We start from the raw sequence: 26337 nt of genomic DNA, 5'->3' as shown, positions 1-26337 counted from the left end.
ACACATAAAACACGTATATTCCAATGGTCATCAGGTGATTCCATGAAGCAGTTCAGTTCCCTCGACCTCCAGCAGAAGACCGGCGAAGTCCAGCGATCGGCATTCGTCGAGCCCGTCGTGATCACCAATCACGGCAAGCCCCGCTTCGTGCTGGTCACCGTGGAGGAGTTCTCCCGCCTGAAGACTTCTGCCAACGAACCCGTGCCCACCGAACTTCGGGGCCGCAAACCCGTGGAGAAGCGTGGCCTGCCGTCAGATCCGCTCGGGCGCGACACTGGGGACTTCGATGCGTTCGTACTGAAGATCGCCGACCATGCCCTGTCCGGCAAGGATCGTCCGGCGATCGACGCCGAGATCGCCGGAGCCGAACGTCGCCTAGGCATAGGCAAGGGTGGCGCCCGTGTTTGAACGGAAACCTCGAATCCTCATTGCGGACAATACGCCGTTGTCGGTGCTGTCGCTGCTCGGTCCGGAAGGTCTCGATTGGTTGTTCGTGCCGGGGGCCGACGTCTGGGTCACCGACATGGTCAAGGAAGAGGCCGTGCGCGACCCTGATCCTGGTAGCGACCAGCGCACCGGCCAGCGCGATATTCTCGCCACATGGTTCGCGGACAATGCCGATCGCATTCATGAACAGCCCACCGTCGAGGGCGAGGAATACCGCAAGGCCATGACCAACTGGCGCGACGCCGGAAGCAAACCGGAATCGAAGCCGTCTTGGAGCAACAGGGGCGACCGGAGCATCCTCAGCGCGATGACGGTGATCGACGGCCTGATTCAAGAAGGCGAAGCGATCGTCGCGATCATGGACGATCGCAAGGTCCGGGCGGCCCTTAGGGTGTTGGAGCTAGACATGGACATGATGAGCACCGAGACCTTCGTGATCTGGATGTCGGAGACCTTCGATATCAAGCAGGCCGACACGGCCTGGCAGACCATTAAGTTGATCATGGGCGATAGCGTGCCTACCCTGCGCCCCGGCGACGATGAACCGGTATCCACGTTCAAGATCTAATAGGGCAGGAATCCTCTGCATTTGAGAGACAGCCATGGCCGATGATATTGCCACGAACCCGCAGTCGACATTGTTTTCGCCCCTCCAGATCCTGCGAGCCTATTCCAAAGGCGAAATCGATATCGATCTGGCGCTGGTCAAGTTGGGTTTGGATCACCAACGGCAACTCATGATCGCGATGGCTGACGCCGAGCTTTCATTGCCCGGCACTGACGACACCGAGCTCAACCGGCAAGCTAAAGAAGCAGAACCCATCCTCAGGGCATACCTCAAGCCGGCTTTTGCCAAGCTGCCGGGTAGATAGTCCATGGCATGTTCATGACCCTGACGGCCATGAAGAATTGCGGCCATACATTTTTATGGTTCAATATGGCGTCTTTCCCAGTCTTTATGGTTCAAGAACGGGACGTCTTATGATTCAAGAATTTCACAGAAGGCCCGAAAACCGGGCTGCACCCACAACTTTATGGTTCATTGAACACGGCCCGCAGGGACAAATCGCGCCGGTGGCGCGATTTGAGCAGGCTAGGCTATGAGAGCTGTGCTCGAATGGCACGAAGTTTCGGAACAACAAAATCCCCGCAAAGCGGGGGTTTTCGTTTGGGCTCAGTAGCGCGTGCGCTCCCTGCTGCGCGCGTCATCCACCATGCGCTCGCGATAAATGTCACCCAGCCGCGCCTTGGCGCGCCATGGGCGGGCCTTGTTGAGCGCAATGTCATAGTCTGGCTTGTTACGGTCGAGCGTCGCGACAACGAAGCCGGCTTCGGCTGTGGCCGGACAATGGGCGATCACCTTGCCATCGGGACCGATGATTCCCGCCGGACCATCCGGCGCCCTCTGCGCCGGGGTGGCCGCGACGATCCAGAGGCAATTGAGCCCGGCATGGGCGCGGAGGGCGATCTGGAAATATTCCGGAATGCCGTAGCTCCCGAAGAGAATGGCATCGACGCCAAGCGCTTCATAGGCGCTGAAGACCTCGGGGAATTGCGACTCGATGCAGATGGCGAGGCCGAAGCGATACCGATCCATCTCGAAGGTGATGGGATCGACACCCGGCGTGTACCAGTCGGTGATTTCGGTATTGGAGAGGAAACGCTTGTCGTAACGCGTCACGAGTTCGCCGCTGGCCGAAAACACATAGAGGCAATTGTGGGGGCGGGTGCCGGGGCTCAGCCGATGGGCGCCGCCGACGACGGCAGCGATGCCAAGTGTGACGCAATGCGCGGCAATGCCACGGAGCTCTGCTTCCTGTGCGCTCCAGTCGAAGCCTTCCCAGGTGTCGGGGCGCTCAATCTGGGATTTGGCATAGCCGGGCAGCGCGCCCTCGCAGAAAGTCACGAGCCGTACGCCTTCGGCGGCGGCGGCCGAAAGCACTGCCCGGATTGCGGCGCCGCTGGACGGAATATCGCTTTCGACGCGTGTCTGGGCGGCGGCAATCTTCATCGGCAGTTCTCCCGATGACGAGTTTGGCCGATTCGGGCGACATTTTCTCCTGGCGCCGAAAGTCTCAGCGCTTGCGGACGAATTCGGTGCGGAGGACCAGGCCCTTGATGGCGTCGTGCCGACAATCGATTTCTTCGGGATTGTCGGTCAGGCGGATCGACTTGATGACCGTGCCCTGCTTCAGCGTCTGGCCGGCGCCCTTGACCTTGAGGTCCTTGATCAGGACGACGGAGTCGCCATCGGCGAGGAGATTGCCGGAAGCGTCGCGAACCTCGGAGGCCCGTGCCTGAGCGGCAGCGACTTCGGAAGCCGGTCGCCACTCGCCGGTGGCATCGTCATAGACATAGTCATCATTTGAATCGGTCATGTCCTCCTATTGCAGGCTGAGGCGGCCTTGCCAAGGGCGCGGATCGTTCACCGGGCTGGACCAATCCGTTCCCATTGGGCGCCTTGTGCCGAGGTGCCGCACCGCCTAGCTATGGCTTGAGATGAATTAAGCCCATGAGGCAAAGATGAAAAAGATCGGCTTTCTGTCCTTCGGGCATTGGAATCCCTCGCCGCAATCGGGCACGCGCTCGGCCGCCGATGCACTGCTGCAATCGATCGATCTGGCGGTTGCCGCCGAGGAACTCGGCGCCGATGGTGCCTATTTCCGCGTGCACCATTTTGCCCGTCAGCTGGCTTCGCCCTTCCCGCTGCTCGCCGCGGCCGGCGCAAAAACCAAAAAAATCGAACTCGGCACGGCCGTGATCGATATGCGCTATGAAAATCCGCTCTATATGGCTGAAGATGCCGGCGCGGCCGATCTCATCGCCGGCGGGCGCCTGCAGCTCGGCATTTCGCGTGGCTCGCCCGAACAGGTGATCGATGGCTGGCGCTATTTCGGGTTTGGGCCCGAAGAGGGCAAGACCGACCAGGATATGGCGCGCCAGCATGCCGAGGTCTTTCTGGAGGTCTTGAAGGGCAAGGGCTTTGCCCAGCCCAATCCGCAGCCCATGTTCCCCAATCCCCCTGGCATGCTGCGGCTCGAGCCGCATTCCGAGGGCCTGCGCAACCGCATCTGGTGGGGCGCGGCGAGCGATGCGACGGCCATCTGGGCGGCCAAGATGGGCATGCACCTGCAGTCATCGACGCTGAAATTCGATGAATCGGGAAAACCCTTCCATATTCAGCAGGCCGAGCAGATCCGCGCCTATCGCGCTGCCTGGAAGGAAGCGGGCCACACCCATGAGCCGCGCGTCTCGGTCAGCCGCTCGATCTTTGCGCTCGTCAATGACGAGGACCGGGCTTTCTTCGGTACGGGCCGCTCCGAGCAGGATCAGTTCGGCTATATCGAACCGGAAAAGCGCGCCGTCTTCGGTCGTGGCTACACGGCCGAGCCCGACAAGCTCATTGAAGAGCTGAAGCGCGACGAAGCCATTGCCGAAGCCGATACGCTGCTTCTTACGGTCCCGAACCAGCTCGGCGTCGACTACAATGCCCATGTGATCGAGAGCATTCTCACCCATGTGGCGCCGGGTCTCGGCTGGCGCTAAGGCAGGCTGAACCCCGATCCCTCGCAACTATTGGCGCGCCAATAGTTGCTGATGTCAGTGAAACGACCGGTCGCCGCCTGCTCTATGTGGGCGGCGAAAGCCATGGCGCGGCATTCATTGGGGCCGGCGACGACGTGGACCAGTTCATGCAAAATGGTCAGCGTGCGCAGGGCATCGGCGCCGGGCGTTGAAAACTGCGGGCAGAGGACCAGGCGGACTTTTCCCTCGCTCGGCGGCAGGCTGACGAAGGCGGCAAAGCGCGCGCAGGAAGTGTTCGCCTCGCTGCCATTTTCGACGCGCATGATGATGCTGCCACCCCAGTGGCTTGAAGTGAATTTTCTAAAAGTCAGCGCGGCGCGATAGGCTGCGACATCGACCCCGAAAAGTTCGGCCGGCAGGTGAGGGCGGGCGGTTTCGAATTGGGCGATTGCCCGGTCGAATGCCGCGTCGGCCATGTCGGCGCGGGCGGGTGACAGGGCGGAGAGCATGAAAATCAGAAGGGCGAGGCAGGAACGCATGCTGCTTTCTGCCTTGGCCAGATGGCGCCCGCAAGGCAGTGCCTGTGTTCAGGCGCCGGGTTCGGTCAGGAAAGGCATGATGTCGACGCCGTCGCCGGGGAAGAGCGCGAAATGCGGGTGGTCGACAAAGAGCTTGGCCGCGGCCTCGATGCTTTCCGCCTCGACCACGATATAGCCGCAAAAGGCATTGCTGGCCGAGGAAATACCATGCTTGCTGACGCGCAGCGTCTTGCCCACCATGCCGCCGCGATCGGGGAAGGATGCGGCATTGCGCTTCTCCCATTCGGCTCATTGCGGAATGCCCACGGCATCCACCGCGTCCTGCTCGGCCTTTGGCAGGTTGCGAAACCGGGCGAGGTCCTCGGGCTGCATCGTGTAGACGGTGAGAAAGCGGGGCATTGGCGCGCTCTTGCGGCTGGTCATGAGATATCCGAGCCTAGCCCGGCGCATTCTCGGTGTCACCGATTGCCGGGGCCTGTCCCAGATCAGGCCAGGCCCTTTGTTGTGGCGTCGACGACACAGTCGTTCAATCCTGCGCCAAACTCACATAAACCGGCCACATTTGCCGAGGAAAAGCGTCTCATCCGAACGCGAGACATGGATTGTGGGCAGCGCTGAGCCGCCCGACCGGCCGCTACGGATTTTAACCTCCCGCTTACCTTTTGTTTCCCTCATGGAGAGAACAGGATAGAAGCGGGATGAGACTCCCTAGGACAGGTTTGCTCGATGGACTTCCGCATTTCGGCCGATGATCGCGTTGGTGCCCAGCCCAATAGGGGTGCCAAGCCGCAAGCGCGTGGTCCAAAGGGCCAGCGCGTCGAGCCGAGCCTGGGTCAGTCTGTCGGCGGCTTTGTCGATGACGAACGCTCCGGCGGTCCCATTGGCGGCGGCGGCAATGGCGGCAAGCCGCCGCGCGGCAAAAAGCCGGCCCGCGCCGAAAAGGAACCGCGCCGCGGCAAGGCCGAAACGGCCAAACCCAAGAAGCGCCGTTCGCGCTCGGGCGGCTTTCTCATGGGCCTGCTCTGGTGGGGTTTTGTCGCCTGCCTCTGGGGCGGGCTCGCCGTCATCGGCGTCATCGTCTATTACGGCGCGCAGCTCCCCTCGTCCAATAGCTGGGCCATTCCCGATCGCCCGCCCAATATCCGAATTCTGGCGGCCGATGGCAGCCTGATCTCCAATCGCGGCCAGACCGGCGGCGAGGCCGTCACTTTCCGCGAATTGCCGCAATATGTGCCCGCCGCCTTCATTGCCTCGGAAGACCGGCGCTTCATGAGCCATTTTGGCGTCGACCCCATCGGTCTCATCGCCGTGGCAGTGGAATCGGTGCAGGCGCGCGAAGTGACGCGCGGTGCATCGACGCTGACCCAGCAGGTGGCAAAAAACCTCTTCCTCACCCCAGATCAGACGCTGGGCCGCAAGGTTCAGGAAGCGATCCTCGCCATCTGGCTCGAGCAGAATTTCACCAAGGAAGAAATTCTCGAACTCTATATGAACCGCGTCTATTTCGGTTCCGGCGCCACCGGCATCGAAGCCGCGGCGCAGACTTATTTCGGCGTTTCCGCGCGAAATCTGTCGCTCGGCCAGGCCGCCATGCTGGTCGGCATTCTGCCCGCGCCTTCTGCCTACAATCCCAAGGCCAATCCGCAGCGCGCCATCGAGCGCCAGCGCCTTGTGCTCAATTCTATGGCACAAGAGGGCTATATCACCCGCGAAGAAGCCGATGCGGCGCAGATTTCGTCCGATCAGGGCACGGTGCGCACGGTGGTCGCGGGTTCGGAATCCTATGTGGCCGACTGGGTCGAAAGCCTGATGACCGCCTATATCGGCGAGATCAAGGATGACGTGGTGGTGCAGACCACCATCGACTGGAAGATGCAAAAGGACGCCGAGTTTGCCGTCCGCGAAGCCGTGGCCAATGAAGGCCCCAAGCGCGGCTTCTCGCAGGGCGCTTTGGTGGCCATGGATGTCAACGGCACGGTGCGTGCCATGGTCGGCGGCGTCGATTACCAAGCCAGCCAATATAATCGCGCCGTGACCGCCAAGCGTCAGCCCGGCTCGACCTTCAAGCCCTTCGTCTATATGGCGGCCATGGAAAAGGGCTATACTCCCGACACTTTGGCCGAGGACGCCCAGTTCGAATATAATGGCTGGAGCCCGCGCAATGCCTCGGGCAAATATGCCGGCACCGTCACCCTGCGCCAGGGCCTTGCCTATTCGCTCAATACCATTGCCGGTCGTCTTGCCATCGACGTGACCCCGGAAGCCGTCATCGATGTCGCGACGCGCATGGGTATTTCCTCGCCCATGACCCCGGTGCCGTCCATCGCGCTCGGCACGCAGGAAGTGAACCTGCTCGAACTGACCTCGGCCTATGCGCCCTTTGCCAATGGCGGCATGGGTGTCATTCCCAATGTGATCACCAAGATCACCTCCAAGGATGGCACGCAGCTCTATGAAGCCTCCGATGCCGGCCCCGGCCGCGTCGTCGATCCCAATGTGCTCGCCGAAATGAACGACATGCTCAAGACCGCTGTGGAAGTGGGCACGGGGCGCGGCGCAAATCTGGGCGGTTGGGATTTTGGCGGCAAGACCGGCACCAGCCAGAACGCCCGCGACGCGCTCTTTGTCGGCTATACCTCGGCCATGGTCACCGGCGTGTGGCTGGGCAATGACAATGACACCAAGACCACCTTGTCGGGCGGCAATGTGCCGGCGGCCATCTGGTCCGAATTCATGACCAAGGCTCATGCCGGGCGCTCGCCGGTCGGTATTCCCGGCGGCTCCTATCAGGGCCAGTTGATCGCCCAGCAATTGATCGACCCGGCAACGGGGCAGCCGGTGATCGATCCGACGACCGGCCAGCCGCAGGTGCAATATGTCGATGGCGGCACGGGCCAGCCGGTGCAGACCATGACCGACCCGACGACGGGCCAGGTCGTGGCCATCGATCCCACCACGGGCCTGCCCAATGCCAACCTTGCGCCTGTGGGGACCGGTGCCAGCACCAATCCGCCGATCCAGACCGGGCAGATGACCGATCCCAATACGGGCCTGCCGATCAATGGGGGATTTGACCAGACCCAGACGCAGTACGATGCGCAGGGCCAGGCCATCGACCCGGTGACCGGCTTGCCGCTGCAGACCGATCCCAATGCGGCTTTCACCACCGACCCGAATGCGGCGTTTACAAACAATGCCGCCCCGATCGATCCGCAGACCGGCCTGCCCATGGTCTTGGTGACCGATCCGGCGACGGGCCAGCAGGTCTGGGTGCCGAGCGCCCCGGCTGCCAATCAGCAGCAGTTCCAGGGCCAGCAGGTGCAACCGACGAGCCCCTTCGCGCCGCCCGCTTCCGTGGGCCAAGAGCCGCAGCAGCCGGTCTATCAGAACGAGAATTCGCAGCGCACGCTGATGGATCTCCTATTCGGCAATTGATCTCAGCGGCCCCGGTAAACCGGGGCCTTTTTCATTGTGCCGCATTGAACTATCGCCACCGCGGGTGCACATGAGACTATTCTCCTCTGCCTCCCGGAAAATTCCATGACCACGCTCGCCGACTTCACCCTGCCTCTCCTGAGCGGCGCGCCGCAAAATCTTGCCGACTTTTCCGGCAAGGTGATCCTGGTGGTCAATGTGGCGAACCAATGCGGGTTGACCCCGCAATATGAAGGGCTCGAAGCGCTCTATAGGCAATATGGGGATCGCGGCTTCGTGGTGCTCGGCTTTCCGTGCAACCAGTTTGCCGGCCAGGAGCCGGGGACCAGCGAAGAGATCGCTCAATTCTGCGAAGTCAATTACGGCGTGACCTTCCCGATTTTCGAGCGCATCGACGTCAATGGCGAGGAGGCGCATCCGCTCTATAAGTGGCTCAAGGAGTCTGCGCCGGGGCTGCTCGGGAGCGAAGCCATCAAGTGGAATTTTACGAAATTCCTGATCGGGCGGGACGGCAAGGTCGTGGAGCGTTTTGCCCCGGCGACGGAACCGGCCGATATTGCCGGCGATATCGAGAAGCTGCTTTAGGCGGATCGCACTCTGAACGTCATCCTCGGGCCTGACCCGAGGACACTGTACTTCACAACGGGTCCGGCAAATATAGAGCCCTCGGGTCAAGCCCGAGGGTGACGATCCGGGGAAGGGCCCCAAGCCAGATTGCTTTGCGCCGCAAAGCCTTTAATTTAGGCGGCGGCGGATGAACGAGGGCGGGCCATGGCCGATATTCTCGACTATTGCAGGGATCTGAAAAAGCAGCGTTTCAAGTCGGGGCAGGTGATCCTCCCCGAGGGCGAGCGCCTGGGCAAACTCTATGTCCTCATCGAGGGGCAGGTGGAGATCATCCGCGAACGCACGCAGGTGACCCATGTCGACGAGCCCGGCTCGATTTTCGGCGAAATGGCGGTGCTGCTCGACATGCCGCATTCCGCGACCGTGAAGGCTCTCTCCGAAGTGGAAGCCTACGAAATTCCCGATGCCCTGACCTTCCTCGACGGGCATCCCGAATTCTCGCTGCACATTGCCGGCATGCTGGCGCGGCGGCTTTATTACACCACCTCCTATCTCGTCGACCTGCAGCAGCAGGCGGCCGGCAAAAGGCAGGATCTCGACCTCGTCGACGAAATTCTGGCGAGCCTCGTCGATCCCAGCGAGACGGGCAAGAAGAAGCGCAAATGAGCGACGACGCGGCCGCCAAGCCGGCGATTCCGACGGCGGAAAAGCCCGCCATTGCGACGGCGGGAAAACCCGCCATCGCCATTACCTATTGCACACAGTGCAACTGGATGTTGCGTTCGGCCTGGATGGCGCAGGAACTGCTGTCCACCTTTTCCATCGAACTCAAATCGGTGACGCTGGTGCCGGGCACCGGTGGCATTTTCGAAATCCGGTTCGACGATGAGCTGGTCTGGGAGCGCAAGCGCGATGGCGGCTTTCCCGATAGCCGGGTCCTCAAGCAAATGGTGCGCGACCGGATCGATCCCGAGCGCAGCCTGGGCCATATCGACCGCGTCGAAGGCAAATAAGTCTTTCCAAATGCCGGGTTTTCGCTAGTCTTTGGTGATCGAACCTGAGGGAGGCCTGGCGTCATGGCTCATAAGTTCAAGATCACCGCGGCTGCAAACGAGCAGTTCAAGTTCGCTTTCGTTTATAATGCCGAGACGATTTTCTGGTCGGAAAACTACAAGCAGAAGGCTTCAGCCAAATCGGCGGTCGAGTCGCTGAAGAAGAACGCGCCGGAAGCGGCGACGGTCGACGTCTCCCAGGGCGAAGAAGGCAAGGGTTATCGCTTCGAGATCGTCGCCTCCAAGGACGGCCAGCATTTCGTGCGCTTCGTGGCTTCCAACAACGAAACCATGGCCCGCACCGAGACCTATAAGCAGAAATCCAGCGCCACCAATGCCATCGCTTCGCTGAAGAAGAATGGCCCGGGCGCAGACGTCGTCGACGAGGCCTGAGGGCTGCAGTCGGCGGGGTTTTGCTCTGCTGAATAGAGATTTCCGCTTTGGGCGGCATGGCGCCGTGCTTGTTCGCTGCGCGCCGGTCTTTTCGGAACTAAAATTGGCCGGGGCGCCTCGCCCCGTGCCGCAAACCGCAATATTGTCCGGCGACCAGAACATTTGGGGACGCATCGATGTTTAGGACCTCTTCCCTCCTCGCCGTGGCCGCCGCGGCCTTTCTCAGCCTGCCGGCCATGGCCCAGGACCTGCCCGATCTTGCCGGCCGCACCATCCATGCGGTGACGGAAAACGCCTATTACCCGCTCAATTTCGCCGATCCCAAGACCGGCGAGGGCGTGGGGCTCGAATATGACGTGATCAACGAGATCGCCAAGCGCCTCAATGCCAAGGTCGAATGGGACCTCGTTGCCTGGGATGTGATGATCGAATCGGTGCGCACCGGTCAGTTCGATGTCGGCGCCGACGGCATCACCATCACCGCCGAGCGCGACGAGCAGATCGATTTCACCAAACCCTTCATCACCGTGGAACAGTATTTCCTCGTGCGGGCCGATGAAGAGCGCATCACCAGCAAGGAAAGCTTTGCCGGTGATCCGGAGCTGCTGTTCGGCGCCCAGGCTGGCACCTCGTCCTTCTACACCGCCATTTATGACGTGCTCGACGGCGACGAAGCCAATCCGCGCGTGAAAGTTTTCGACAGCTTTGGTGCGGCCGTTCAGGCGGTGAAGGCCGGCGATGTTGATGCTGTCATTGCCGACCAGGCCGCTTCTGCCGGCTATATCGGCGCCGATCCCGGTGCCTTCAAGCAGGTGGGCGAAGCCATCAAGGCCGATCCGCTCGGGCTGATCCTGACGCCGGGCTCGGACCTCGTGGAACCCTTCAATGCCGCACTCGACCAGCTCAAGGCCGAAGGCTGGCTCGATGAGCGGATCAACTATTGGTTCTTTGAATATTCGGGTGAGTAGCCGCGTCCGGTGCTTGCCGCACCCCCACCCTTGATCCTTCTCCCCTAAGATCGCTCCACTGGAGCGATCTTGCCTCCGGCGCGGCTCGAAGCCCGCAAGGAGGAGGGAGACGATAGAGCCGAGGCGCTGAGGCAAGCGCCTCCCTCCCCTTGATGGGGAGGGAATGAGGGTGGGGTGGGGCCGAATGCTCCAAACCTGCCGAAAGTGATCATGACCACCCGCCCGCGCCGTCCCTCCATTCTTGCCCGTATGCCCTGGTGGCTGCTCGCCGTCGGGCTGCTGTTCGTGCTCGGCTTCTGGGCCATCACGGCTGACGAAACATATGCCGATATTTTCCAAAAGCTCTCGGGCGGGGTGCTGACGACGCTTTGGGTGACGCTGGTCGCCTTTGGCCTCGCGACCATTTTGGGCCTGCTCATTGCTCTCGCACGCACCTCGAATATCCGCGTGCTGCGCGAGATCGCGACCTTTTACGTCGAAATCATCCGCGGCATCCCGATCCTCGTCTTCCTATTCTACATCGCCTTTGTCGGCGCGCCGGCTTTGGTTGCGGCCTTCAACTGGGTTGTCGGTCCGCTCATTCAACTGGGTTGGATGGAGCCGGCAACGATCCGCGGCTTCGATTTCGTCTGGCGCGCGATCCTGGCGCTGACCATCTGCTATTCCGCCTTCATCGCCGAAATCTTTCGCGCCGGTATCCAGGCGGTGGGTCGTGGCCAGGTCGAGGCGGCGCGCTCATTGGGCCTTTCGCGCTTTCAGTGCTTTCGCCTCGTCATCATGCCCCAGGCGCTGCGCACCATCCTGCCGCCGCTCGGCAATGATTTCGTCTCCATGGTGAAGGACTCGGCGCTGGTTTCCGCCCTGGGCGTGCAGGACATTACCCAGCTTGGAAAGCTCCACGCTTCTTCGAGCTTCCAGTTTTTCGAGACCTATAATGTCGTGGCCTTCGTCTATCTCACCATGACCATTTCGCTCTCGCTCTTGGTGCGATGGCTCGAAATGTTCATGGCGCGTAGAGATCGCTTCTAGTCGCAACGCTCTTCATTCCGTCGTCACTACCGGGCTTGTCCCGGTAGTCCATGCGGCGGCGAGATGGATTGCCGGGACAAGCCCGGCAATGACGATGGAAGGCCACTTGCGACAGCTCTTTTCACCAACCATGTTGTAAAAACATTGCTGGAGGACTCAATGCACAGATTTGCCCGCCTTGCCGTTTTCGGAGCCGCCGTTCTTGCCCTTGCCGCCTGCGGCAATCGCTCGGAGGTGGGCAATGTCGGGGTCGACTGGACCGGCAATGACATTTCCATCGAGGCTGTGGCCGATCCCGATGTGCAGGGCGTCGTTTGCCACCTGGCGTTCTTCAACCGCTCCTTCATCGATCGCATCAGCCAGGGCAACTGGTTCGAGGACCCGTCCTATTCGGCGCTCGATTGCTCGGCTGTGGGCCCGATCACCGTGGGCGACATTCCGAAGAGCGGCAGCGAGGAAATCTTCAAGGAAGCCCGTTCGCTGATCTGGAAGTCGCTGCGCGTGACCCGCATTTATGACCAGGCCAATAATTCGCTGATCTATCTCGCCCATGCGCGGGAAATCCAGCAGGGCTCGGGCAAGATGAGCCTTTCGGTCGTGCCGCTCAACGGGCTCGACGTGACCTGGAAGAACGGCGCGCCGACCGGCGCCGCGGTTTCCGGCTCGGTCATGGTGCAATAGGCCATTCTCGTCTGCGCCCCCGGCAGGCAAAGGCTTGCCGGGTCTTGCTAAAACAAGGCAAAAGCGTTCCGCCCGCAGCCGCTTCAAACGGCGGCATGGGGCACGATATTCTCTTTTCAGACATTTAGCGCCGCCCCGTGGCGGCAAGGGAAGACAAACATGGCGATCCTGATCGGCGACACCGCCCCTGATTTCACCCTCGAATCCACCGAGGGCACCATTCACTTCCACGACTACATTGAAGGGTCCTGGGCGGTGCTGTTCAGCCACCCCAAGAACTTTACCCCGGTCTGCACCACCGAGCTCGGCTATACCGCCAAGCTCAAGCCCGAGTTTGAAAAGCGCGGCGTCAAAGTGCTTGGCCTTTCGGTCGACAAACTCGAAGACCATGGCGGCTGGGCAAGGGACATCGAAGAGACCCAGGGCGCGGCGCTCAATTTCCCGCTCCTGGCCGATACCGAAGGCAAGGTGGCGCGTCTTTATGACATGATCCACCCGAACGCCGACAATACCCTGACCGTCCGCTCCGTCTTCGTCGTGGGCCCGGACAAGAAGGTAAAGCTCAAGATCGAATATCCCGCTTCGACCGGCCGCAATTTCGATGAAGTGCTGCGCGTGATCGACAGCCTGCAACTGACCGCCAAGCACCAGGTGGCGACGCCCGTGAACTGGAAGAGCGGCGAGGACGTGATCATCGTCCCGGCCGTGTCCAATGAAGCGGCCAAGGCCAAGTATCCCGAGGGCTGGAAGGAACTGAAGCCCTATCTGCGCATTGTACCGCAGCCCCGTGGCTGAGCCACAGGCACCTGTCTTCTCCCTGACTGACCTGGGCGGTGGATCATCCATCGCCCATTTTCTTTGCCGTAATTGCCGTTTCGGGCCGCCCAAATCGGCCACATTCACTGTTCGAATTTTCTGAAAAGGCCGGATTTCCCGTAATTCACAGGCTTGATCGGCCGAAATCCGGGGCTTGCGGCCAGTTTTCGGGAACCGTTGCCTCATGGCCACAGCGAACAAAGTGGTTTCCTGATTCTTACCGATCTCGGTTAGCAGAGCGCTAATTCGGCAATTCCTGAGATTCAGTTTCTAAGAATCGATCAAGACTGGCTGAATGGTTAATGAATTGATGCCGCCAGACCTGCGGCAATGAGGCAACACAGCACAATCCCGCGCGATTCCGCCCTTAATCACGCCGCGCGTCATCTTTAGGCAATGCTCATCGACAACTTCAGTGAGCATAGACCATTGATCAGAAGAGCCGTTCTCGTCGCCGCAGCGGCGGCTGCCCTCGCACTTTCCTCCTCGGCAGCCTACGCCCAATGTGGTGGCGCTTCCTGGTATGGCCCCGGCTTTAACGGCAAGCGGGCTGCATCGGGAGAAATCTTCAACGAAAACGCCATGACGGCGGCGCATCGTTCTCTCCCCTTCGGCACCAAGGTTCAGGTCACCGACCAGAACTCGGGCAAGTCGATTGAAGTGGTCATCAATGATCGCGGGCCTTTTCATGGCAAGCGCATTATCGACCTTTCGAAAGCCGCGGCTACGGCCCTCGGCTTCCGCAATCGCGGCACGACCTCGGTCTGCCTCGATCAGATGTGATCTCTCCCGATCTCATAAGTCAGTAAAAGGCCGCCCCCTAGGGCGGCCTTTTGTTATCTCAGGCGCAAAACCTCGATGGCGGCGAGCTGGTCGGGATCGAGCGGTCCGCGCCTTTCGGCCTCGAAGGCCATGCGCAATTCTTCCCGGTTCTTGACGCCGAGCACCAGCGTATCGACGCCAGGAATACCGAGCGCATAGCGATGGGCGACAAGCGCCGGGTCGTCGCCCCAGCGGTCACAGAGATCGCGGAAAGATTGGGCCCGGGCAAAATCCTCCCGGTCCGGCCCATGCGTATCGGGCCGGTCAAAGCGGCTGGTCAGCGCGCCCGCCTGCACAGCGCGCACGCCCATGACGCCAACGCCTGCCGCCTGCGCTGCCGCAATGACATCGCGCGGACGCGGGGCGAGGCCGGTGCCATTCATGGCGCCGGGGCTGTCGAGCAGATTGGCGATGGCCTGCACAGCGGCCGGCACGGGGCCGGATGAGAGCGCGTCTACGGTGGCGGCGGCATGGTTGATGCCGGTTATGCCCCAATCGCCGATCAACCCCTCCTCGACCAGTCGCGCAAAAGCCGGGCGCACGGCATTGCGATAGAGCGAGAGACTGGTCGAGCGCTCATTCTTGGGCGGCTCGCCGGGCGGATACTCATAATCGTCCGGCCGGATTTCGCTATGGAGCAGCATCATGTCGACCCGTTCGAGCCGCATGGCGATCAGACTCTTTTCGAGCGACGCCTTGAGCCGCGGAAAGACCTCGTCCTCGGGCACGGTGCCCAGACTGTATTTGGTGGTCACGCGCACCCCATTGGGCAGCCGGCCCTCGAAAGCCCGGCCGATCATGGCTTCGCAGATGAGATAGCCGGGCGCAGCGTCAAGGAGTGAAATCCCGCCATCGACCGCAGCGCGCAGCGTCGCCACGGCCTCATCCTCCGAGGTCGGACCCCAGACCTGGCCGATGCCGCCACCGCCAAGGGTAAGCCGGCTGACCGGACCGAAGCGGCCGAGGCGATTGGTGCTCATGGTTGTTTCGGCCAGTGTGTCGGCATCAAACATGTTCGATTTCCTTGTTCAGAATGTCCGAAATCTCGGCCATGACGGCCGCGGGCAGGGGGCCTTTTTCCAATGCCCCGAGATTGTCGCGGACCTGCGCTTCGGTCTTGAAGCCGGGGATGGGAATGGTGTGCGGCGAGTGGGCGAGGTTCCAGCCCAGCGCGCCTTGCGCCACCGTGCGGCCGCCTGTGGTGAGGAGGTCGCGCAGCGCATCGACCATGGCGAGAGTTTCCGGCTTTGGCCTTCCATCGGCGAAGAACCGCACCCAGGAATGACCCGCGGCCCGCACATCGTCCTTGCCCAGGCGTGAGGCAGCGGAAAACTTGCCGCTGAGCATGCCCATGGCGAGGGGCGAGCGATTGAGGCTGGCAAGTTCGGCCTCGGCACAGAGCGCCAGCATGTCCGGCCCGTCGCAGAGCACGCTCAATTCCTGCTGCACCGCGACAAAATGCGGGAATTTCAGCATGCGCCGGGCGGAGGCCGCATTGTCGGTGCTCCAGCCCCAGGCACGGATACGGCCCTTTTCGACAAGACTTTCAAGGGCCTCGCCGGCCCGGTCGGCGACATCGTCGCTGAGATCGCCGACATGGATCTGGTAGAGATCGATATGGTCCATGCCCAGGCGCTTCAGCGACTTGCCCGAGGCCCATTCGATATAGCTCGGCGACACATCGGTCGCGACCAGCGCCTTGCTGCCCTCGTCATAGGTAAAGCCGAATTTGGTGGCGACAAAGGCCTCGTCGCGACGGCCTTTGAGCGCGCTGCCCAAAATGCTTTCGCTATGGCCGGTGCCATAGGCATCGGCGGTGTCGAACAGGCTTGCGCCGAGATCGAGCGCCAGTTCGATGGAACGCACCGATTGCGCGTCATCGACCTGGCCCCAGCCATCATTGCGTCCGTCGAGGGTAAAATGGCCACCAATGGCCCAGCAGCCCATGCCGACGGCACCGACCCTGGGGCCATTGGGCCCAAGTTTGCGCTTATCCATCATGGTCAGCATCCCTTCTCAAATTGGGCGGAAATGAAGTCGTTGATGCCGCTGCGCCTGGTGCCGATATCGGTCAGCAGGCGATCGTCGAGCAGCGACAGCTTTCGCCGCGTGATATTGCGCAAGTGCCAGCGGCGCAGCCGATTGGTGATGGGTTCGAACATGATTTCGTCTCCTCGGAATTTCGCGCGAAAGCACCCCTGCGCCGGACTTCTATCCGGCGTTTCAAAACTGGTGCTTTCGCTTGAGATCAGGACCGCTCCCGGCGATCCGATGAGGAGATATTTGCGCTTTCCCATGCCGTTGAGCTACAGTCGAGACTGCAAGGCACTTTGCAGAAATGAAAAATGGATTTCTCCTGGGACGATCTCCGGCTGTTTCTCGATGTGGCGCGGCTGGGCGGACTAAGTGCAGCGACGGAGACAACAGGCCTTTCGGCGGCAACGCTCGGGCGGCGGGTGACGGCGCTCGAGCGCCAGGTGGGCGAACCGCTTTTCGTGCGCAGCCAGACCGGCTATCGGCTGACCCCTTCGGGGGAAGAACTGCTGCTGCGCGCCGAAGAGGTCGAAGGCGCCATGCTGTCGCTAAAACGCTGGAAGGACGGCGCTATCGGCGAGCGCGTGGTGCGTGTCTCCGCCGGGCCCTGGACCTCGGCATTCCTCGCCCGCAACATTGGAAAAATCTGGACGGCGGGGGATCGCTTCGCGCTCGAACTCGTCACCGCCAGCCACAAGGTCGATATCGGCCGGCGCAATGCCGATATCGGCATCCGTAACCAGCGTCCGACCGAGCAATGGCTGGCGGGGCGGCTCATTGGAAAAGTCGCCTATGGTCTCTATGCGCGGCCAGAACTGATCAGCGGCGTGGCGGCGGGCTATTTCGTCGGCACCGCCGGCGAGGGCAGCCAGACCCATTCGGCGCGCTGGCTCAATGCGAGGCATGGCGACCGCATCGCGACGCGCGGCAATGACGCCATGAGCGTCATGGAGCTGGTGGCGGCGGGTGCGGGCATGTCGGTCTTTCCCTGCTTTGTCGGGGACAGCGACCCGCGGGTCGACCGCATGGCCGGCACCATTCCCGAGCTTGAAACCGACCAATGGCTCGTTTGCCACCATGAGGAGCGCCACACCCCTGCCGTGCGCGCCGTCACCGAGCGCATCGCGGCGCTGATGCAGGAAAATGGGCCGCTGTTTCGCGGGGAAAAGCCGGTCTACGGGTAGTTACCGAGCGTTTCGTTAGGTCCCCATTAGGGGCTTGGGCCTAGCATCCGCTTCCGGGAATGCAGCAGGGACAGCGGTGCTATGAAAGCATACGCCTATGTCGTCGGGCCAGGGGACGCGGCCTGGCAGACGCTTTTCGACATGGCCGGCGATCTCGGCTTTGCCGGCGTGTCGGACTATCGCGGCCTCAACCAGGTGGAGCAGCAGGCGGGCGAAACCCCGGTCTGCTATTTTCTGTTTTCGGCGACGACCGACCTGAGGGAAATCAGGCCTGTCGCCGAAGCCATCCGCTTCTCGTCCTCGCGCGCCATTCGCTTTTCGCCCATGGTCTATTGCGCGGGGGATCCCTCCGTCGAAACCATCATGGCCTGCATCAATATGGGCTTTGACGATATCGTGGCCCTGCCCCAATCCAAGCCGAAACTGCGCCAGCGCCTCGCCCGGCAGATCGGGCACAACATGGTCTTTTACGAGACCGAAGGCTACTTTGGCCCCGACCGGCGCAATCGCGTTGCTTCGCTCAAGCCCAGCCCGATCGCCAATCGCATTGGTGGGCCGTTCCGGCGGCTCGAAATCACCCGCAATCTGCTCGATGGCGTTTCCGTGCTGCGCGACGAATTTTTCAACACGCAGCCCGCTGTGGCAGCAATGCAAACGTTGCAATAAACTCTATTCGGGCCGTTGCGCGCCCATTTCACTTGCGTGTGAAATGCCCTAACGTCGGCCCGGTCTGATCTTTAGAGCATTTTTCCATCATGCGATTCGGCATTGAGCTGCCGCCCCAGATCAAGGTCTTTGGGGCTTTTTTCATTTATTCCTTTGCCATGGGCAGCATCTTTCCGCGTCTGCCCGATATCCAGACGGCCATGGGCGTCGGCGAAGGGGCCTTGGGCCTCGCGCTGATCGGTTCGGCTGTCGGTACGCTGATCTCGCTGACCTTTGCCGGTCGCGTGGTCGAAATCATCGGCTATCGCCGCGTGCTGCTCACGGCCATTCCCCTGCTTTCGGCGCTCTATGCTCTTGCGAGCTGGGCCCAGACACCGCTGACATTTTTCCTCCTGCTGCTGCCGGTGGGTCTGACCATCGGCGCCATTGAAGTCATCATCAATGTCGAGGCCGACCGCGTCGAGCACGCCATCGGCCGCCGCATCATGAGCCGCGCCCATGCCTTCTGGAGCCTCGGCTTCTTTGCCGCCGGCATGGTTGGTTCCTTCATCGCCCAGACCGGGCTCGAAGTGCACTATCACCTGCTCATCATGATCCCGGTGATCATCGTCGCGACGCTCACCATTCTGGGCCGCTTCGAACCCGCGCCGCATCGCGCCGGCACCAGCACCGATGAAGCCCCGCGCTTTGCCCGCCCGACCGCTACCATCATGGCCCTGGTCGGCGTCTGTCTCTCCGCCATGCTTATGGAAGGCGCCGGGATCGACTGGTCGGCCATCTATATGCGCGACCTTTTCAATGCCGAGCCCTTCTGGGCCGGCCTTGCCGTGGCGACCGTTGCCGGTTCGCAGGGTGTCGCGCGTTTCTTTGCCGATAGTTTTGTCGAACGCTTCAGCCCGGTGCTCGTCGCCCGCGTGCTGCTCACCGTCCTCGGTATCGGCGTGCTGCTGGCCTTCTTTGCTCCGGCCGCCTGGGTCGCCTATCTTGGCTTTGCGCTGATCGGCGTCGGCTCCTCGGCCCTCTTCCCGCTCGCCATGTCGGCTGCCGCCCAGCAGACCGATCGCCCGGCCGCCGTCAATGTGGCAGCGCTGGCGCAATTCTCCTTCACTGCCTTCCTCCTTGGACCACCGCTCCTCGGCTTTATCGGCGAGCATTTCGGTATCCAGTGGGTTTTTGGCGTCGGCATTCCGCTCGTCCTGCTCGGATTTGCCACGGCGCATGTCCTGTCGCCCAAGCCGGTACTGCGTGAGGCCACCTCATGATCGCCCCGCAGCACCGCATCTATGCCAGCTTCTTCCTCTTCGCCGTAACGACAGGCGCGCTGATGGCGCGCCTGCCCGATATCCAGACCCATCTCGGGATCACCGAGGGGCAATTGGGCCTGACCATGATCGGTATGGCCATCGGCTCGCTGATTTCTCTGACTTTTGGGCCGCCGGTCGTCGAAAAACTCGGCTTCCGCAAGACGGCGCTGCTTACGGTGCTCGGTCCCGCGCTGCTCTTTTCGACCATTCCCTGGCTGCCGGTGGCGCCGGCCATGTTCGCCGTGCTTTTCGTCGCTGGCCTGCTCGCCGGCGCGCTGGAAATCAATCTCAACGTCGAGATTGACCGGCTCGAAGTGCAGACCGGCCAGCGCTTCATGAACCGTGCCCACGGCTTCTGGAGCGTCGGCTTCTTCGTCACCGCACTGTTCGGCGCCATGATCCGGCAGTCGGGGCTTTCTGCCGGCTGGCATCTCGGCATCGTGGCCATCATCGTCGTGGCCGTGGCCGGCTACCTGCTGTTTTCGGCCACCGAGGCGCCAAAGCCGGTGCGGGCCGAGGGCGAAGGTAGCCATCGCTTTGCCTTCCCCAATCTCGGCCTCCTGCCGCTCTGCCTCATCGGTTTTGCCGCTTTCCTCGTCGAAGGCGCGGGGATCGACTGGTCGGCCATCTACATGCGCAACGTCTTTGCCGTGGAGCCCTTCATCGGCGGCATGGGCCTGACGCTCTTTGCCTTCTTCATGGCGGCGATGCGTCTCTCGGCAGATCCCATCGTCGCCCGCTTCGGCCCGCGCTATGTCGCCATGGTCATGTTGACCGCCGCAAGCCTCGGCGCACTGCTCGTTGGCACAGCGCCGACGGCGACGCTGGCGCTGGTCGGCTTTGCCCTTATGGGCGCGGGCTGCTCGGCCGTCTATCCGCTGGCCGTTTCGGCTGCAGCGCAGCGCACGGATCGCCCCGCCGCGGTCAATGTGGCAGCCATCGGCCAGGTCAGCTTCGTGGTCTTCTTCCTCGCCCCGCCGCTGCTCGGCTTCGTCGCCGAATATTTTGGCATCCGCTGGTCCTACCTTATCTGCCTGCCGCTCTTGCTGGCCGGCCTCTGGGCCTCCAGTTTCGCTCTGGGCACCAAAAAGGTAGAAGCACCCCATGGCCTGCCGCCCGAGCCGACGCCGCTCGGCTGATTGCTGACGGGTTCTGACGCCGCTGGGCGACAGAACCCGGGCAAGGAGATTTCTTTCATGCGTCCGCACCACCGGATCTTCGGGGTCTTTTTCATTTTCGCGCTCTCGATGGGCGCCATGCTGTCGCGTCTCCCCGATCTGCAGCTCCAGTTTGGACTGAGCGAGGGGCAGTTGGGGCTGATGCTGATCGCCATGTCCTGCGGGGCGCTGGTGGGCCTCACCTTTTCCGGCCCCTTCATCGCCCGCTATCCGGCGCGCACCGGCATCTTCGTCACCATCTTCATCGCTTCGGCGCTCTATGCGCTGGTGCCCTTCATGCCCTCGGCATTGTTCGTGGTGCCGCTGCTGTTTTTCGCCGGCATCTGCGCGGGTGCGGTAGAAATCATCGTCAATCTCGAGGCGGATCGGCTCGAAGCCCAGCTCGGCTACGGCATCATGAGCCGCACCCATGGCATGTGGAGCCTCGGCTTTTTCGTCACGGCGCTGATCAGTTCCGGTCTGCGGCAGGCCGGTGTGCCGGTCACGGTGCATCTGGTATCGGCGCTGATCGTTGTCGTACTTGCCGGCCTCTTCGTCTTCCGCGGCATCGAAAATGCACCGCTGCGGCCCGATTCCCATGCGGGCGAAGCGCCACGCATCGCCTTCCCGACCATTGGCCTTGCCGCGCTTTGCATCATCGGCGCCGCGCCGCTCCTCGCTGAAGGCGCCGGGATCGACTGGTCGGCGATCTATATGCGCGACGTTTTTCACGTCGAACCCTTTATCGGCGGGCTCAGCGTCACCGTATTCTCGCTGGCCATGGCCGTTGCGCGTTTGACCATGGATGGCGTCGTCGACCGGTTCTCGCCCCGCGCCGTGGCGGCAACGCTGCTGCTGGTCGCCATGACCGGCCTCATCCTCGTGGCGACGGCGCCGCATGAATATGTGGCGCTCCTGGGTTTCGTGCTGACCGGCATCGGCTGCTCTGCCGTCTATCCGCTGGCCGTCTCTGCGGCGGCGCAGCGCACCGATCGGCCGGCCTCGGTCAATGTCGCCTCGCTCGGGCAGATGACCTTTGTGGTTTTCTTCCTCGCGCCGCCGCTGCTGGGCTTCGTCGCCGAAGAGTTCGGCATCCGCATGTCCTATTGGGTCGTAGTCCCATTACTGGTAGCGGCGCTCTTGGTCATCCGCGCCCTGCCAGCGCGAAAACCTGCCGTGGTTGTCCATGGCTGAGGACCTGCCCTCCATTGTCGATTTAAGACAGTCGGCCACGGCCCTGCGCGTGCAGCGCGGGGTCATGCGCATGCTGCGTGAGCGGCACGACATGGCCTGCTACGCCGAAGTGCCGCTCAGCAATGGGCGGCGCGCCGATGTGCTGGCAGTCGGCCCCAAGGGAGAGATCTGGATCATCGAGATCAAGTCGAGCCTGATCGATTTTCAGGTCGACCGCAAATGGCCCGAATACCGCGAGTTTTCCGACAAGTTCTTCTTTGCCAAACCACCCGAGCTCGACGAGGAAATCTTCCCGGAAAGCGAGGGCCTCATTGTTGCCGATGGGCATGATGGCGCCATTCTGCGCGATAGTCCCGATACCCCTCTTGCTCCCGCCCGCCGCAAGGCACTGATGCTCAAGCTCGCCCGCATGGGCGCCGACCGCATTCATGTGCTGATGGACCCCGGTCCGCGCTAAAATATTGACTAGACCATGACCTCTGCCCGTTGGCGCGTTATTGCGCTGTTCTTCACCCACGCCCTGGCCGCTGGCGCCATCCATACGCGCATTCCCGATCTGCAGGTCGCCATGGGGCTTTCCGAGGGCCAGCTTGGCCTGGTGCTGATGGGCCAGCCGCTCGGCGCGCTCTCCATGTTCCTGTTTTCGAGCGCCATCATCGAGCGTTTTGGGCCGCGGCGGACCATTTTGGCGGTGCTGCCCATCGTCATCATCACGGCGGCGCTCGCCACCGTGCTGCTGCACCCGGTGGCGCTGTTCACCCTCCTCGCCTTCAATGGCATCGGTTTTTCGCTCAGCAATATCGCCATGAATGTCGAGGCCGACCGGGTCGAGGCAGCGACGGGCGCGCGGGTGATGAACACCTGCCACGGCGTCTGGAGCGTCGGTTTTCTGCTCACCTCGCTGCTGGGCGCGACGCTGCGCGGTTTTCATGTCGATCCCGCCATCCACCTCTGGGCGCTGGTACCGGTGCTCATCGTGCTGCTGCTGGTCGTCGTCGTGCCCATGCCGGTCATGCCGCCGCGTCCGCATAGCGGCGAAAAAGTAAAAAAGCTGGCGTTGCCGACGCTGGCGACCCTTGGGCTTGTCGCCTTCGGTCTTGGTGCCGGTCTCACCGAGGGCGCTTCGCGCGCCTGGTCGATCATTTATCTCCGCGACAATTTTGAAGTGTCGCCCTTCGTCGAGTCGCTGGCTCTGCCGGCGCTCTTGGCCGCCATGGCTGCGGGGCGGTTTCTGGCCGACAAGGTGATCGACAGGTTTGGCCCGGTGCCCGTGGCGCGTGTGCTGTCGGCCATCGCCATATCGGGCATGGTGCTTATTGTGCTCTCGCCCAATGCCTATGTGGCGCTGGCCGGTTTCGTGATCGTCGGCATCGGCATCTGCGTGCTCTATCCGCTGATGCTATCCGCCGCCGCGCGCATCGGCGATCGCCCGGCGAGCCAGAATGTGGCCGCGACGACGCTGATCTTCCAGCTCGTCAATCTCGGCGCGCCGGCACTGATCGGCGCAGTGGCGCAGGGGCTCGGGGTGCGCATGGCGTTTTCCATGCTCATTCCCCTGCTTGTCCTGACCTTCGTGATGGCTGGGCGCCTGAAGCCGCGCCCGGCATCCTAAAAAACTATTCGTCGAACGCCTGCGTCTCGACCGGGGTGACCGGCGTCGGCACCGGCGTGGGGCTGGGCGCGGCGCCCAGTTCCGAGAGTTTTCGCTGCAGCGAGGTCATCAGCGCCAGTTTTTCGCCGTCGGGCAGGTCGTGGAGACGCTGGCTGAGGCGGATGGTGAAATCCGAGAAGGCATTGTGCCAATCGGCCGGCAACTGTTTCAGGTCCACGCGACGGGCCGCCGGCGCCCTTGCGGCGGCAATGCCGGCGGCGGTGAGTTCAAAATAGTCGTCGAGCTGGGGCAGGACGATCTGGTCACCGCCGAGGCCTGTGGCCATCAGCGCGGCGCGGAGGGCCGTACGCTCCTCGTCCTCGCCATGGGTGAGGAAGATGGCGCCATGTGCCGGCAGACGCTCCTTGATCCACTCCATGAGTTCGGAATGGTCGGCATGGGCCGAATAATTGCCCATGGAGCGGATGGTGGCGCGCACCGGCACCAGCGTGCCGTGAATGCGCACTTCCTTGGCGCCGGAGAGAATGATCTGCCCCAGCGTGCCCGGCGCCTGATAGCCGACAAAGAGCACGGTGGCATTGGAGCGGATCAGGTTATTGCGCAGGTGGTGTTTTATGCGCCCGGCATCGGCCATGCCCGAGGCCGACATGATGATGGCACCGCCCTTGATGGCATTGAGCGCCTTTGAATCCTCAACCGCTTCGATGATGCGGAAACGCGGATCGTTGAAGAGCTCGTCCGCGGTCAGCTCGGTATCCTCGAACATCTTTGCATATTTGCGATAGACGCCGGTCACCTTGCTCGCAAGCGGCGAGTCGAGCACGACGAGGCGCGGATCGATCTCGCCATTGCGGATGAGGACGCCGATATCGTGCAGGAGTTCCTGGCTACGCTCGACGGCGAAGGCGGGAATGACGAGATTGCCGCCCTTTTGCATGGCAAGGTTGATTTCGGTCTTCAGCGCTTCGCGGCGCTGCACCAGCGTATAGTCTTCGCGCTCGCGCCCGCCATAGGTGGATTCGCAGAGGATATAGTCGAAGTCCGAGGGGCCTTCCGGCTCGTTGTAAAACACCTTCTCGTCCGGCCCGATATCGCCCGAAAACATCAGGCGCACCGGCTTGCCATCGCCATTGATCACTTCGACCTCGATGGAGGCCGAGCCGATGATATGGCCGGCATTCCAATAGCGGGCGCGCACGCCCGGACCGGGATTGATCCACTCGCCATATCCGCAGGTCTGCCGATGCAGCAGCGCCTCGGTGGCGTCTTCCATGGTGTAGAGCGGCTTGGCCGGTTCATCGCCGCGGCGGCCGCGCTTCTTGGTCTCGCGCTCGGCTTCGCTTTCCTGAATGCCGGCGCTGTCGGGAAGGAGATATTCGAGAAGGCCGGCAGTGGGTTCGGTCATCCACATCGGCCCGCGCCAGCCCTCGGCATAGAGTTTTGGCAGCAGTCCCGCATGGTCGATATGCGCATGCGTGAGGAGCAAAAAATCGATTTCTTTGGGATTGAACGGCGTGGGCTTCAGGTTCAGGTCGCGCACCGATTTATTGCCCTGAAACAGCCCGCAATCGACGAGGAACTGCCCCTGTGGGTGCACCACGCGGTAGCACGATCCGGTGACCGTCCCTGCTGCGCCGTGGAAATGGAGGGTCACCGTCATCGAAAAACTCCAGATTTTTCTTCTTGGGCGTCGAACTTAGCCCCACCCATTCGTCAAAGTCGAGGCAGCGGGCAACCGTGATGGTGCCCGAGCTGTTTTGCTTGCAAGAATGAGGAGAGACGAAATGACCTATATCGATGGCTTTGTCGCTGCCGTGCCCAAGGCAAACAAGGAACAGTACATCACCCACGCCCGTGGCGTCGCCGAACTCGCCAGGCAATGGGGCGCCACGCGCACCGTCGAGAACTGGGGCGATGATGTTCCTGCCGGCAAGGTGACCGACTTCCAGCGCGCCGTGCAGGCCAAGGAAGATGAAGTGATCGTCTTCTCCTGGATCGAATATCCGGACAAGGCGACGCGCGACGTGGTGATGAAGAGGATGATGGAAGACCCGGCGATGAAGAGCGTCCCTGACATGCCGTTCGACGGCCAGCGGATGATCTTTGGCGGGTTTTCGAATTTGTTTGTGGTTTGAGGCGGCCCGACCTTCACCTCTCCCTTGGGGGAGAGGTCGGCTTGCTTGCAAGCCGGGTGAGGGGGCCTTTGGCAAGCGGCGGGGGGAAGGCCCCCTCACCCCTACCGAAATTCGCGAATGCGAATTCGGTGACGCTTTGCGTCGACCTCTCCCCCAGAGGGAGAGGTGAAGAAAGATCAGCGCGGCGCGCGCTTGGCCAGGATCCGCTGCAGCGTGCGCCGGTGCATGTTGAGGCGGCGGGCCGTCTCCGAAACATTGCGATCGCACAGTTCATAAACGCGCTGAATATGCTCCCAGCGCACCCGGTCGGCCGACATCGGATTTTCCGGAGGCTCGGGCTTGTCTTCGCCGGTGGCGAGCAGCGCATTGATGACGTCGTCGGCATCGGCGGGTTTGGAGAGATAATCCATCGCCCCGAGTTTTACGGCGGTGACCGCGGTGGCGATATTGCCATAGCCGGTCAGCACCACGGCACGGGCATCAGGCCTTGCCTGGTGCAGCGCCGAAACCACTTCGAGCCCATTTCCGTCTTCGAGGCGGAGATCGACGACCGCGAAGGCGGGGGGCTGTTCGGCCACCGCCGCAACGCCGGCAGCGACGGAACCGGCAGTGCGTACGGCAAAGCCGCGCCGGGCCATGGCCCGTTCGAGCCGGGTGAGGAAGGCCGCATCGTCATCGACCAGCAACAGGCTGGGATCGGCCGCGAGGAGTTCTTCGAGCGTGTTCATGGCGCTTTCTTTAGGCGTTTGCCGCTCTTTCGTCAAAATCGGCAGGGTG

General features: G+C 62.2%; 30 protein-coding genes and 1 pseudogene. 22 read left to right on the top strand and 9 right to left on the bottom strand.

The window, feature by feature from the left end; all coding sequences use genetic code 11:
- Positions 1-42 precede the first annotated feature (42 nt).
- Genes JP75_RS05045 through JP75_RS05035 form a run of 3 tightly spaced genes read left to right on the top strand, consistent with a single transcriptional unit; the run spans position 43 to position 1319 of the window.
- Complete coding sequence (locus JP75_RS05045) at positions 43-408, top strand: type II toxin-antitoxin system prevent-host-death family antitoxin (protein ID WP_035080002.1); 366 nt, start codon at positions 43-45, stop codon at positions 406-408.
- Complete coding sequence (locus tag JP75_RS05040) at positions 401-1015, top strand: hypothetical protein (RefSeq protein ID WP_152565733.1); 615 nt, start codon at positions 401-403, stop codon at positions 1013-1015. Before JP75_RS05045 ends, JP75_RS05040 begins: the two co-directional genes overlap by 8 nt.
- A 34-nt stretch (positions 1016-1049) precedes the next feature.
- A complete protein-coding gene (locus JP75_RS05035; protein WP_035079996.1) occupies positions 1050-1319 on the top strand; it encodes a hypothetical protein in 270 nt (89 codons plus the stop codon).
- 302 nt (positions 1320-1621) lie between these two features.
- On the opposite strand, the gene JP75_RS05030 is transcribed toward JP75_RS05035, so the two are convergent.
- Both JP75_RS05030 and JP75_RS05025 read right to left on the bottom strand, forming a co-directional pair.
- On the bottom strand, positions 1622-2458 hold the full coding sequence (locus tag JP75_RS05030) for a carbon-nitrogen hydrolase family protein (RefSeq protein WP_035079993.1): 837 nt from the start codon (positions 2456-2458) through the stop codon (positions 1622-1624).
- 64 nt (positions 2459-2522) lie between these two features.
- Complete coding sequence (locus JP75_RS05025; RefSeq protein WP_035079991.1) at positions 2523-2825, bottom strand: alkylphosphonate utilization protein; 303 nt, start codon at positions 2823-2825, stop codon at positions 2523-2525.
- A 145-nt stretch (positions 2826-2970) separates the two neighbouring features.
- Here JP75_RS05025 and JP75_RS05020 point away from each other — a divergent pair, with 145 nt between their 5' ends.
- A complete protein-coding gene (locus JP75_RS05020; RefSeq protein ID WP_035079987.1) occupies positions 2971-3993 on the top strand; it encodes an LLM class flavin-dependent oxidoreductase in 1023 nt (340 codons plus the stop codon).
- On the opposite strand, the gene JP75_RS05015 is transcribed toward JP75_RS05020, so the two are convergent.
- On the bottom strand, positions 3990-4511 hold the full coding sequence (locus JP75_RS05015) for a hypothetical protein (protein ID WP_035079984.1): 522 nt from the start codon (positions 4509-4511) through the stop codon (positions 3990-3992). The genes JP75_RS05020 and JP75_RS05015 overlap by 4 nt on opposite strands.
- 48 nt (positions 4512-4559) lie before the next feature.
- Positions 4560-4910: pseudogene (locus tag JP75_RS05010) on the bottom strand (hypothetical protein).
- 327 nt (positions 4911-5237) lie between these two features.
- Here JP75_RS05010 and JP75_RS05005 point away from each other — a divergent pair.
- The 10 genes from JP75_RS05005 to JP75_RS04955 all read left to right on the top strand — a co-directional run bounded on the left by JP75_RS05005 (position 5238) and on the right by JP75_RS04955 (position 14235).
- The gene (locus tag JP75_RS05005) at positions 5238-7946 is read left to right on the top strand and encodes a transglycosylase domain-containing protein (RefSeq protein WP_051960368.1); all 2709 of its coding nucleotides are present in this window, start codon (positions 5238-5240) and stop codon (positions 7944-7946) included.
- A gap of 105 nt (positions 7947-8051) precedes the next feature.
- Positions 8052-8531 (top strand): glutathione peroxidase, encoded by a 480-nt coding sequence (locus JP75_RS04995; RefSeq protein WP_035079979.1) that lies wholly within the window; start codon positions 8052-8054, stop codon positions 8529-8531.
- Between the two features lie 186 nt (positions 8532-8717).
- The gene (locus JP75_RS04990; protein ID WP_035079976.1) at positions 8718-9179 is read left to right on the top strand and encodes a Crp/Fnr family transcriptional regulator; all 462 of its coding nucleotides are present in this window, start codon (positions 8718-8720) and stop codon (positions 9177-9179) included.
- Entirely contained in the window at positions 9176-9526 is a 351-nt protein-coding gene (locus JP75_RS04985) for an Rdx family protein (protein ID WP_084587482.1), read from the top strand. Before JP75_RS04990 ends, JP75_RS04985 begins: the two co-directional genes overlap by 4 nt.
- Before the next feature lie 63 nt (positions 9527-9589).
- Positions 9590-9958: a YegP family protein gene (locus JP75_RS27340; protein WP_035079972.1), complete on the top strand. Its 369-nt coding sequence runs from the start codon at positions 9590-9592 to the stop codon at positions 9956-9958.
- A 176-nt stretch (positions 9959-10134) separates the two neighbouring features.
- Positions 10135-10926 (top strand): substrate-binding periplasmic protein, encoded by a 792-nt coding sequence (locus tag JP75_RS04975; protein WP_035079969.1) that lies wholly within the window; start codon positions 10135-10137, stop codon positions 10924-10926.
- 210 nt (positions 10927-11136) lie between these two features.
- The gene (locus tag JP75_RS04970; protein WP_051960382.1) at positions 11137-11955 is read left to right on the top strand and encodes an amino acid ABC transporter permease; all 819 of its coding nucleotides are present in this window, start codon (positions 11137-11139) and stop codon (positions 11953-11955) included.
- 159 nt (positions 11956-12114) lie between these two features.
- On the top strand, positions 12115-12636 hold the full coding sequence (locus JP75_RS04965; RefSeq protein ID WP_051960367.1) for a CreA family protein: 522 nt from the start codon (positions 12115-12117) through the stop codon (positions 12634-12636).
- A gap of 159 nt (positions 12637-12795) precedes the next feature.
- Positions 12796-13431 carry a peroxiredoxin gene (locus JP75_RS04960; protein WP_035079966.1) on the top strand — a complete coding sequence of 212 codons (636 nt, stop codon included), beginning with the start codon at positions 12796-12798 and terminating at the stop codon, positions 13429-13431.
- Between the two features lie 450 nt (positions 13432-13881).
- Positions 13882-14235 carry a septal ring lytic transglycosylase RlpA family protein gene (locus tag JP75_RS04955; RefSeq protein WP_244446256.1) on the top strand — a complete coding sequence of 118 codons (354 nt, stop codon included), beginning with the start codon at positions 13882-13884 and terminating at the stop codon, positions 14233-14235.
- Between the two features lie 53 nt (positions 14236-14288).
- Here the strand turns inward: JP75_RS04955 and JP75_RS04950 are convergent, their stop codons facing one another.
- The 3 genes from JP75_RS04950 to JP75_RS26430 are packed head-to-tail and all read right to left on the bottom strand — an operon-like array spanning position 14289 to position 16436.
- On the bottom strand, positions 14289-15287 hold the full coding sequence (locus JP75_RS04950) for an aldo/keto reductase (RefSeq protein WP_051960366.1): 999 nt from the start codon (positions 15285-15287) through the stop codon (positions 14289-14291).
- Complete coding sequence (locus tag JP75_RS04945; protein ID WP_035079961.1) at positions 15280-16284, bottom strand: aldo/keto reductase; 1005 nt, start codon at positions 16282-16284, stop codon at positions 15280-15282. Before JP75_RS04945 ends, JP75_RS04950 begins: the two co-directional genes overlap by 8 nt.
- Positions 16278-16436, bottom strand: coding sequence for a DUF1127 domain-containing protein (locus JP75_RS26430; protein WP_160194639.1), 159 nt, complete (start codon positions 16434-16436; stop codon positions 16278-16280). The genes JP75_RS04945 and JP75_RS26430 overlap by 7 nt, the downstream gene beginning before the upstream one ends.
- A 183-nt stretch (positions 16437-16619) precedes the next feature.
- On the opposite strand from JP75_RS26430, the gene JP75_RS04940 reads away from it, so the two are divergent.
- From JP75_RS04940 to JP75_RS04910, 7 genes are all read left to right on the top strand, one after another.
- Positions 16620-17492, top strand: a complete 873-nt coding sequence (locus tag JP75_RS04940) for a LysR family transcriptional regulator (protein WP_035079958.1) — start codon at positions 16620-16622, stop codon at positions 17490-17492.
- Positions 17493-17573: 81 nt separating this feature from the next.
- A complete protein-coding gene (locus JP75_RS04935; RefSeq protein ID WP_035079956.1) occupies positions 17574-18158 on the top strand; it encodes a hypothetical protein in 585 nt (194 codons plus the stop codon).
- An 89-nt stretch (positions 18159-18247) separates the two neighbouring features.
- Positions 18248-19420 (top strand): MFS transporter, encoded by a 1173-nt coding sequence (locus JP75_RS26950; protein ID WP_051960365.1) that lies wholly within the window; start codon positions 18248-18250, stop codon positions 19418-19420.
- A complete protein-coding gene (locus JP75_RS04925) occupies positions 19417-20601 on the top strand; it encodes an MFS transporter (RefSeq protein WP_051960364.1) in 1185 nt (394 codons plus the stop codon). Before JP75_RS26950 ends, JP75_RS04925 begins: the two co-directional genes overlap by 4 nt.
- 57 nt (positions 20602-20658) lie before the next feature.
- A complete protein-coding gene (locus JP75_RS04920) occupies positions 20659-21813 on the top strand; it encodes an MFS transporter (RefSeq protein ID WP_035079953.1) in 1155 nt (384 codons plus the stop codon).
- Positions 21806-22270: an MmcB family DNA repair protein gene (locus JP75_RS04915; RefSeq protein WP_035079951.1), complete on the top strand. Its 465-nt coding sequence runs from the start codon at positions 21806-21808 to the stop codon at positions 22268-22270. Before JP75_RS04920 ends, JP75_RS04915 begins: the two co-directional genes overlap by 8 nt.
- Positions 22271-22285: 15 nt before the next feature.
- On the top strand, positions 22286-23425 hold the full coding sequence (locus JP75_RS04910; RefSeq protein WP_084587480.1) for an MFS transporter: 1140 nt from the start codon (positions 22286-22288) through the stop codon (positions 23423-23425).
- 4 nt (positions 23426-23429) lie between these two features.
- On the opposite strand, the gene JP75_RS04905 is transcribed toward JP75_RS04910, so the two are convergent.
- Entirely contained in the window at positions 23430-25085 is a 1656-nt protein-coding gene (locus tag JP75_RS04905; RefSeq protein WP_084587479.1) for an MBL fold metallo-hydrolase RNA specificity domain-containing protein, read from the bottom strand.
- Positions 25086-25209: 124 nt separating this feature from the next.
- Between JP75_RS04905 and JP75_RS04900 the strand changes: the two genes are divergently transcribed.
- A complete protein-coding gene (locus JP75_RS04900) occupies positions 25210-25560 on the top strand; it encodes a DUF1428 domain-containing protein (RefSeq protein WP_035079949.1) in 351 nt (116 codons plus the stop codon).
- 176 nt (positions 25561-25736) lie between these two features.
- Here JP75_RS04900 and JP75_RS04895 read toward each other — a convergent pair whose 3' ends face one another.
- On the bottom strand, positions 25737-26288 hold the full coding sequence (locus tag JP75_RS04895; protein ID WP_035079947.1) for an ActR/PrrA/RegA family redox response regulator transcription factor: 552 nt from the start codon (positions 26286-26288) through the stop codon (positions 25737-25739).
- Positions 26289-26337: the final 49 nt, after the last annotated feature.

Origin of the sequence: Devosia riboflavina (assembly GCF_000743575.1) — a bacterium.
Lineage (GTDB): Bacteria > Pseudomonadota > Alphaproteobacteria > Rhizobiales > Devosiaceae > Devosia > Devosia riboflavina.
The sequence above is the reverse complement of the archived record's forward strand: the minus strand, read 5'-3'. Positions and strand labels throughout refer to the sequence as shown.